At 62.3% G+C, this 8,293-nt stretch carries 5 protein-coding genes and 3 pseudogenes; 3 read left to right on the forward strand and 5 right to left on the reverse strand.

Annotated elements, in window-relative coordinates:
- From BLV97_RS20990 to BLV97_RS20190, 3 genes and pseudogenes are all read left to right on the forward strand, one after another.
- Window positions 1–83, forward strand: a pseudogene (locus BLV97_RS20990) (IS5/IS1182 family transposase); the annotation flags it as partial.
- A 92-nt stretch (window positions 84–175) separates the two neighbouring features.
- A complete protein-coding gene (locus tag BLV97_RS21360) occupies window positions 176–1,012 on the forward strand; it encodes an endonuclease toxin domain-containing protein (protein ID WP_160169172.1) in 837 nt (278 codons plus the stop codon).
- Entirely contained in the window at window positions 1,009–1,572 is a 564-nt protein-coding gene (locus tag BLV97_RS20190) for a contact-dependent growth inhibition system immunity protein (protein ID WP_035841246.1), read from the forward strand. Before BLV97_RS21360 ends, BLV97_RS20190 begins: the two co-directional genes overlap by 4 nt.
- A 361-nt stretch (window positions 1,573–1,933) precedes the next feature.
- Here the strand turns inward: BLV97_RS20190 and BLV97_RS20195 are convergent.
- From BLV97_RS20195 to BLV97_RS21000, 5 genes and pseudogenes are all read right to left on the reverse strand, one after another.
- Window positions 1,934–2,304, reverse strand: a pseudogene (locus BLV97_RS20195) (IS5 family transposase); the annotation flags it as partial.
- A 473-nt stretch (window positions 2,305–2,777) separates the two neighbouring features.
- Window positions 2,778–2,987 carry a hypothetical protein gene (locus BLV97_RS20200; protein ID WP_143037598.1) on the reverse strand — a complete coding sequence of 70 codons (210 nt, stop codon included), beginning with the start codon at window positions 2,985–2,987 and terminating at the stop codon, window positions 2,778–2,780.
- A gap of 324 nt (window positions 2,988–3,311) precedes the next feature.
- Window positions 3,312–5,429 (reverse strand): tyrosine-type recombinase/integrase, encoded by a 2,118-nt coding sequence (locus tag BLV97_RS20205; protein WP_092164227.1) that lies wholly within the window; start codon window positions 5,427–5,429, stop codon window positions 3,312–3,314.
- 427 nt (window positions 5,430–5,856) lie between these two features.
- On the reverse strand, window positions 5,857–8,028 hold the full coding sequence (locus tag BLV97_RS20210) for a hypothetical protein (RefSeq protein WP_092164228.1): 2,172 nt from the start codon (window positions 8,026–8,028) through the stop codon (window positions 5,857–5,859).
- Window positions 8,029–8,210: 182 nt separating this feature from the next.
- Window positions 8,211–8,293, reverse strand: a pseudogene (locus BLV97_RS21000) (IS5/IS1182 family transposase); the annotation flags it as partial.

Consider the following 8,293-nt stretch of genomic DNA (forward strand, 5'->3'; position numbering starts at 1 on the left):
GTGTCGCAACACGATACGATAGATGTCCGAAGGTCTTCCTCTCAGCCATCGCCCTTGCCGCAACTGTCATCTATTGGCTATGAGTCCTCACCCTAAGGACTTGATGTCTGCAATAATTACGCAGCGATTCGCGCATGTCCCTCGGGTCCGGACAGCAGCGCGCTTTGCATGGCTCGTGGCACGCGAGGCGGCGGGCAACCTCTCTGATGAGCAGCGCGCCGAACTGGCCGAACTGCGACGGTCGCTCGATGATCGCGTCGAGGAGATCGTCGAGTTCTGGCGCGACAGCCCAGAGATTGCCGCGGCGTTTCTGGAGTATGTCGACGCCGTAAGGACACGCCCCGAACTGGCTGATGAGGCCTATCGCGCCGGGCTCGCGACGCGCGCACAGGTCGAGGCGGCGCATCGCGAACGCGCGTATCTCGAGACCGTGATCCTCCTGAACGTCGCGCCCGGGCTCATGGCCACGCGCCTGCTGCGGCGAGGCGGGCGCCGACGCGAGGGCGACCGGCCGGATGATCTCGCCGATGCGTTGCGGGCCGAAGCAACGCGCGCCCGACGCCACCCGGCGGATGTGGACTGGGACGTGATCGACAATCCCGGCATCGCGTGGTCAGGCCCAATCCGGTCTCAGGGTGAGCCTTGGGAGGACCTTTTGGAGGCCGGAGGCGACTCTGGCCTGCGTTCGCCGCCGACGTTCCCGACCTTCGATTTTTTTGATTTTGGTAGCCGTCTCGCAACGAGCGCCAAGACCCTCGACACCCGAGCGCTTACCTATGCAGATCGCCCGAGCCGCATCTTTGGCAGGCTGCGGGACTACATCGACCGGATCGAGCGGTTCGAGCAAGGCAGTAGAGGCGGCTTCCGGATACGGCCGGGCCAGATCGAACGGCGCCGGCTGGAACTGGCGGTGCCGTTCGACACGACCCCGGAACAGGTCATACAAATTCAACGTGCCATCGACTATGCTGCCGATCGCGGGATCGAGGTGAACGTGAGGTTCGTGCAATGAGTTTCGAGAAAGCACTGGCGCAGATGAAGGCCCAGAATGCGCGGAAGCCGAAGCCGCCCCCCCCGCCGCAGCCTGCTGAAAGCAGAGAGGCGACCGTCGAGGCCTATCGACAGTTCATGCATGTGTTCTCGCAGGCTGTTTACGGTGCGGCGGTTGGCGACCCCAAGGGCTATGCGGCGTTTCTAGAGGCCGAACCTGCGCGCGGGGACCTCGGTCGGGCGGTGCACGAAGCGCTTGCCGCGAGCCGCTTCATCACCCCCGATCACCCCGAGTGGGACGCAATCATGCGGATGCCGACCGAAGACGAGATCAGGGCGCAGGAAGACGACCTGAAACGTCGTGCAGGCATCAAGACCCGCAAGGCACTCTACAACGGTGCAGGACTGGTTTCCGTCACGCTGCGGGATGGTGCAATAGAACTGCGACCATTGCGTCATCTTGGCCGCGGCGCGTGGGAAGGGATCCGGGGACATGAGCCGGTTCGGTTGCCCGAGTTCGTTTCAGATACTGAACTAGGGGAGGCAGTCGCGGCGGCGATCAAAATCAGCAGAACATCCTAAGCTGTTGACTGGAAATAGATTTACTGCCCGGCAATGGTCGTCGAGGAGGTGGAGAAGGTTCGATCCCAGTCCCGTCCCCTCCGCCACTTGCCCTTGAGAAACGATTCTACCCATCCGGCTGCGGCCGGATTTTTCCGTTGTTTTCGAGGGTTGTGCGGGAGGGGCTGTTAACCGGCCCGAGCGATGAACTGCGCGCAAGCGGTCTCTCCGGGCCGATATTCTCCAGACCTGTTAACCGCTGCACTTTCGGTGAACAGCTCGCAAGTCATTGATTAACAAAAGAACAATCGGCTGCGTGCGATGATCACTGTTCGTATTGGTGTTTGGCATGAGGACGCCACTGTCCTCGAACTGAGCGCGCGCCCCCGCGCGAGCGCCCGATGGCCTGAGCCTGAGTCCCCCTTTTGCGCCCGTTGCCTTCTGGTGAACCGAAACGATGGTGCCGTCGATGAGTGCGTATTCGAGGTCGGGGTCATCGCTCATGGCGTTGAAAAGACTCTCGAAAACGCCCGCCTCGGCCCACCGCCGAAACCGCCGGAATTGGCTGTTCCAGTTGCCGAACTCGGGCGGCAGGTCGCGCCAGGGCGATCCCGTCCGCACCCGCCAGAATACCGCTTCCAGAAACAGACGGTTGTCCTTAGCAGTTGCTCCAGCATCGCTGGCTTTCCCCGGCAAGTGCGGTTCAAGCCGTTGCCACACCCGATCCGTCACCACAAACCGCTGCTCGTTCATTCAAACCTCCATTTTGGAAGCTTGAATCAGAAATCACTCCGGGTGGGAATCCTGATTGTCCACAGACCCAAGTTGCTCGTCGTGAAGATCAACGATGAATTCCAGGTTTCCGGTCGGATGATCGACCGAAGGCAGCTGCCGAAGCGGCCAGGCCGATATCTCCGAGTTCGGTGGAGCGATCTGCCGGTCGGGCAGCAATAGCCGCGGGCAATCGCTTCGGATCTCCAGGCTCTTGTCTGCCAATGCCCCGGGCCAAGAGGCTCGATCAGCGCCGAAGCGCCGTCGGGGAGCGGACGCTGGAGGTCACGCGCGGTTTCCATTGACGCGTTGAGCCAGATGCCCCAGTTCCGCGAACCGGTCAGGATGACCGGCATCGCCTTTGGATGAATTGCCTGACCTCGTCATTGGGAGCGCAGGTGAGGAAAGCGAAGAGATCGTCTTCTGTGTCGCCGTCCAGTGGTATCTGCCCCTCGTCAGGCATGCAGACCGGCATCCACCGCGTCGATGTAGGCCACCACCTCCGCGGCGCGGCCCTGCGCCGTCAATTCCGCGGCGGTTCTGCCGGAATGGCCGGGCAGCGGCATGGAATTGTACCAGGCCGGGGCCTCGTCGAGGCTGCCGAACCGACGAGCGACCCGGTCCAGGATCGCCTGCGTTCCGTTTTCATGCGCAGGGTCAGCCATGTCTTCCATCTCCTATTCGTAAACCGATACCTCCTATCGAAGGCCCGGAAAAGCAACAGCGCCGAGCGTTCCCCACGCTCGGCGGCGCCAGGCTCGTCAGACCACCCGCAGGCCGAGTTCCTCGGCGCGTTCGGACAGCGGGGGCCGGCCATCGGCAAACGGGCTGACGATCATCGAGGTGTAAACGCCGATGCAGGTGACCTTCGACGCAAGTCGTCAAGATGACCGGTATGGTGAAGGTTTTTCGACGCGGCTCGCGGCCTGGGGGTGGGGCATGAGAGGCGACCTTCGGCGCAGATGCGCTCTGAAACCGATCCAGCCAGCTCAGCCGCGCGCTGCAAAGGCGACAACCGTCCCATCCGGATGCAGATCAGCGAGATCGCGATGAGGGCTGCGTACCCGCGAGATGTCGATCTCGATCCCGTCGGCCCATTCCCTGAACTCTTCGATCGGCGACCCTTCGGGATCGTAGTGCTCTTCCGTGATATCGCGCAGCTTGTGCCCGAGAAGCCGCTTGCGGATCTCAAGAGGGCATTTCGCCCGCTTCAGCTCGACGTTGAAATGCGTGCGAAGCGAATGGAAATCCCGGCGCGGATCATAGACGCCTTCCTTGATGCGATAGTGACCGAAGGTCTTCGTGAAGGTGCCCGACAGGCGCCCCTTGGCGGCACACCTTTCAATGTCGGGGAACAACCACTCCTGTCCCTTGCGACGGCAATTTTCGACATGCTTGAGAAGACCGAGCTCGATCAGGTTCTTGTGGATCGGCACGATGCGGTGCCGCGTGCCGCTCTTGATATGCTGACCTTCACCGCACTGGACGCGAAAGATCGGAATTCCTTTCATAGTGTCGAAATCGTCCGTCTTCAGCTGGAGGGCTTCCTCTTCGCGCATACCGGAATGCACGGCGATCAGTGTCGGCCAGAACACGTCATGCAGCTGCGCTCCCGGCGGGACCGGCGCGGTGAAGGCCGAGGTGCTCAGAAGATCGGCCAGCTTGTCTCCCCAGGGCAGCCGCTTCATGTCTTTTTCTTCCGACTGCAGCTTTTCCACCTGTGTGGTATTCCAGATAACGCCCTTCATCGCGTTCGCCGGTGCTGCTCCGTGATCGGCTGCGAGGCGGAAGATGAACTGGAGCGCCTGCATGTGGCGGTACACGGTCGAGACGCGCACCCGCTGGACCCGTGCCCTGGACCGTCGTTGCTCGGCATCGCCGCGATTGAGACCATGTTCGGCGATCTCGTTCTCGGCGATGATCATGTTGCGCGCTTCTTCGGCCTCGGCTTCCTCAATGATCGTGTGAAGGCCGCGCGAGTCACTGCTCTTGTGGTGGTTTTTCGGAAGGGCGCGGAGGAAGGCGCGGAATTCGAGCAAGCGGCCCTTGGTGTAGTAGGACATCGGGCGGTCGCCATGGGCTTCGAGGAAGAGCTTCTTCGTCGAGTTCCAATTGGCGAGGTTGTTCGTGTCCCAGCCGGGTTTTTCCTCGCGCTTCAGGTCGATGGCGTCGTTGAACCAATCGCTGAACCTTTTCTGAGCGGACAGCGGCGTATCGGATGCCGCGGATGGCTCCGCCTGCGCCCCCGGCGCGGCATGTGACGGAACCGGTGCTCGGTCCGGAGCATGGCGTCTGGTCGGAGGTCTCTCCGGCGCGAGGGCAGCTTGCACCTTCGCCGCCGCTTCCTGTTCCGTCGGTGCAGCCAGATCCTCGTGGAATGGTTCGTTCGGGGACAGTCCGCGGTCCGGCTGGGCAGTTGCCTCGCCCGGCGATCGGGACGCCTGCGCGGCGAAGGACGAAGCGGGTGGGGCAGGCGGCAAACCATGCTGCACGATCGGTGGCAGGACGTACCCGGCTTGCCTAGGCGCGCAGCCGATGGTGGAGGCGAGGCGGGAGTCCGCGCGGTAGATTCCCTGCTCGCGGTTGATGTTCTCATCGGCGACCTCGATCAGGGCGCGGGCCGCGCGGCGCGCCGCACGCAACCAGTCGGCGCTTCCGGGCTCGACGGGCAGCCCGAGGCGGTTGATCGTTCGCCCCAGGGGCGCCGACACGGCTTCGTAGTCATTGTAGACGAGGGCAGCCCGCATGGTTTCGCGGGTGGCTTCATGCAGTCGGACGGCGGCGGTGACGGCCTCCGGGCCACGCGGGCCGCAGGTCTCCCGGAGCGCCTCGGTGGCTGCCACCTCGAAGCGCATCAGGTCGTCGACCATGCAATCCAGCTGTCTTTCGTCGAGCATGTCCGCTCCGCACATCTCTATCAGTCCGATGAGATCGTCGGTGAAGCGGGCTGCGACCGCAGCCCGTCGCCGCGCCTCGGAGATGAAGTGCGTTCGAAGCGAAAAAGAAAAAAACGATTTCGAGTAGAAATTTTTCGCGACGGCTGGCACCCGGCGGCGGAAGACGAGAGTCGTGCCTCGGCGAATGATGTAGCTCGGGTGTGCGGTCATGTGTGCGACCCTCTCGCGACTCTTGTGTCGCAGGATGTGTCGCACAACGACTCATGACCGAAGTTTTCGGTCAGGACCGTTGATTTTGCTTGCTTTTTTTAGAATTGGCTCCGGCGGTAGGGGCGTGAGCAATTCCCGAAAATCTCAGGTTTTCAAGGGCGCTTCCGGTGCGACAACGCCCGGACTCCACTGCGTGCCTGGAGTCGTGCCGTACTTCGTGCACCAATTCAAGTACCAGTTTGTGCTCTCCGTTCCGGTGGTCTTTGCCACGGGGGTGCGATCCCTGAACCGAGGGCGTGGAGATCTGAGAAGAGGGGCGCCGGGTCCGCGTCTGGCGGGCCCCGGCGCTTTCCTAAGCAAAGGAGGTGAAAAAACAGCGGGGCGAAGCTTTCGCCCGCCCCGCGCGATGCCGGATCCGACGGGTGGATCAGTTCGGCTGGACACAATCCTCGGCGTCGAAGAAGCAGCCCGCGACCTGTTTGGGGTTCTTGAGATCGAAGATCTGCGTATTGAACGTGCCACCGGGCGCCTTGAGGTCGCTGAGAACCAGGTTGGACGTGTCGTCCTTGGTGGGCGTGACCGTCGCGGTGACCGCCATTGCATGGCCGCCGATCTGGAGCTTGTGTGTCATCTTGTAGCTCGAGGAGAACCAGCCGTTGCTCTGCGAGAAGTCGATCTCGTCGCCGGCGTGCGGCTGACAGACGAGTTCACGCACGGTGACCTTTTTCATCCCCAGCAGCGGGACCTGGGCCTCGATATAGCCATCCTTCAGCGCATCAGGCACCTTGGCGGCGACCATGGCCTTGGTGCAGGCGACCTTTTTCTTCGCGGCGCGCCAGGCGGCCATCTTGTCGCTGCAATGTTGGGCAAGGCTGTTCACATCCTTGCTCATGTTGACCTGGTAACTCGCGTCCTCGGCCTTCTTGCAGAGCGCAGCCGTTGCCGGCGGAATGTCCGATCCCGAGGAGATCGCCGGATCCATCTGGCTGTCGATCGTCGCCCGCGCCGCCGCGAGCGCCTTGGAGCGGTTGTCGGCAAGGGTGGCATTGGCCTTGTCGACGGCGGACTGGACCGCGGCCTGGACGTCGGCATTGGTATAGCCGAGATGGGTGGTCGAGAGCGGGTTGGTCACGGTGAACCCGTTTGTCGAGAAGAAAGTCTCGGCGTTGGCATCGAGCCCCTGGAGCCGGCTCGCCTCCTGCGAGACGATCGCGAGCAGCTTGGTCTTGAGCGCCGGCGCGACATCCTTGTTGCACATATTGTAGAGCGCGCCTCCGGGCGACTGGTTGTTGAAATAGTTGCCGAAGCGTCCGAGTGTCGCGCTGCAAAATTGGTCGGTATCGGAAAGCGAGAGCGCCGGATCCTCGAGGTGCGCCTTGATCTGGGCAGAGATCTTGTCGACTGCGGCCTGCTGAGCGGCCCGGATCGCCGGCATCAGGTAATCGTCCATCTGAGATTGCTGGACGTGGTTGGCGTTGAGGACGTTGTTCGTCGGCATCAGCCAGTCGCTGGCGATGAAATCGTCGAGGTTCTTGACCTTGGCCGTCTTGAGCTGGGCGACCTGCGTCTTGACGAAGGCCATGCCGGCCATGCGGGTCTGGATGAACTTCCAGTTCTGCATCAGGTTCTGCTTGAACTTCGCGCCGTTATTGCAGCTTGCGCTTTCCGAGAGCCACTTGTTGGCCTGGTCCTTGGTCCAGAAGTCCACCGGCACGTCGGTCAGTTCGGCGAAATAGTCGTCGGCCTGGGTGTTGTAGGAGAAGGTGAAGCCGTCGATGCGGGCGCAGAGATCCTGCGTGCCGGTCACGGCCTGGGTTATCGGATCCATCCCGGCATCCATCATCGCCTTGGCGTGGATCTTGACGATGTCACGCAGGATCGCGAGCGGATGGTAATGGTTCGTGTCCTCGACCCGGCTGGTCACCAGCTTCGCGACGGAGGGCAGCAGGGTGGTGTCCTTCGGGTCGGCGGCCTTCTTCTTGGCGATCTCGTAATAGCGCGTGATGAAGTCCTTGTTGGCGGTCTTCAGCTTCGACGCGTAGTCCTGCTGGTCGAGCGGGGAGAGCATGTCGACCGGCGGCAGGAGCGAGACGGCGTTCTCGGCGCTGGCGAGGTCCTGAGCCGTCGGAGTCTTGTTCGCGAGTTTCTTCAGAACCCCGTCGTAGAGCGTCGTCGCGTCAGCGGTCTTGTGCATCGACATCTGGCTGCAATACTTGGAGACCTTGGGGTTCTGCTCCTGGCCGCTGAGTTGGAGGCCGGTGGCATTGCCGTCGAGAAGACCGTTGACCCGGATCCCCCTGACGCCGTTCGGATTGGGGATAATCACCGATGCGCCACTTGCGTCGACCGGCGCGTTCTTGAATTCGCTCCAGCGGTCGTCGCCCATCGTGCGCCGGAAGATCGTCACCGAAACCTGGCTGGGCGACGGGCCGGTCACCTGCCAGAAGTCGAGCATCAGCTTGCGCCCGGCGGGATTGGGATTGTCATACTGAGAGCAGATATAGACGCCGCTCGTCAGTGTCATGTTCACCGGCGCGGCCATGACGGGCGCCGCGGCGCAGGCAACGCCCAGGAAAAAAAGGGAAATCTTCAACTTCATCTGTTCCTCGTTGGATGGTCTTTGTGGGCGTCAGTCGCTGATCGGGGCTTTGACGCCGAGATGGCTGAACATGGTGCAGTGCAGGTAGGTCTGGTGCGGGGTGAGGGGCACGGGACGATCGGACCGGTAGACGTCGCAATTGAGGAGCATCTCCACGGGGCGGACGGCACTAGGGTGAGGACTCATAGCCAATAGATGACAGTTGCGGCAAGGGCGATGGCTGAGAGGAAGACCTTCGGACATCTATCGTATCGTGTTGCGACAC

Source organism: Allgaiera indica, assembly GCF_900106675.1.
GTDB lineage: Bacteria > Pseudomonadota > Alphaproteobacteria > Rhodobacterales > Rhodobacteraceae > Acidimangrovimonas > Acidimangrovimonas indica.

Excerpts from the sequence above, each read along its gene's own strand:
- BLV97_RS20205 (WP_092164227.1), bottom strand. The coding sequence starts at position 5,429 with ATGACCGCACACCCGAGCTACATCATTCGCCGAGGCACGACTCTCGTC.
- BLV97_RS20190 (WP_035841246.1), top strand. The coding sequence starts at position 1,009 with ATGAGTTTCGAGAAAGCACTGGCGCAGATGAAGGCCCAGAATGCGCGG.
- BLV97_RS20200 (WP_143037598.1), bottom strand. The coding sequence starts at position 2,987 with ATGGCTGACCCTGCGCATGAAAACGGAACGCAGGCGATCCTGGACCGG.
- BLV97_RS20210 (WP_092164228.1), bottom strand. The coding sequence starts at position 8,028 with ATGAAGTTGAAGATTTCCCTTTTTTTCCTGGGCGTTGCCTGCGCCGCG.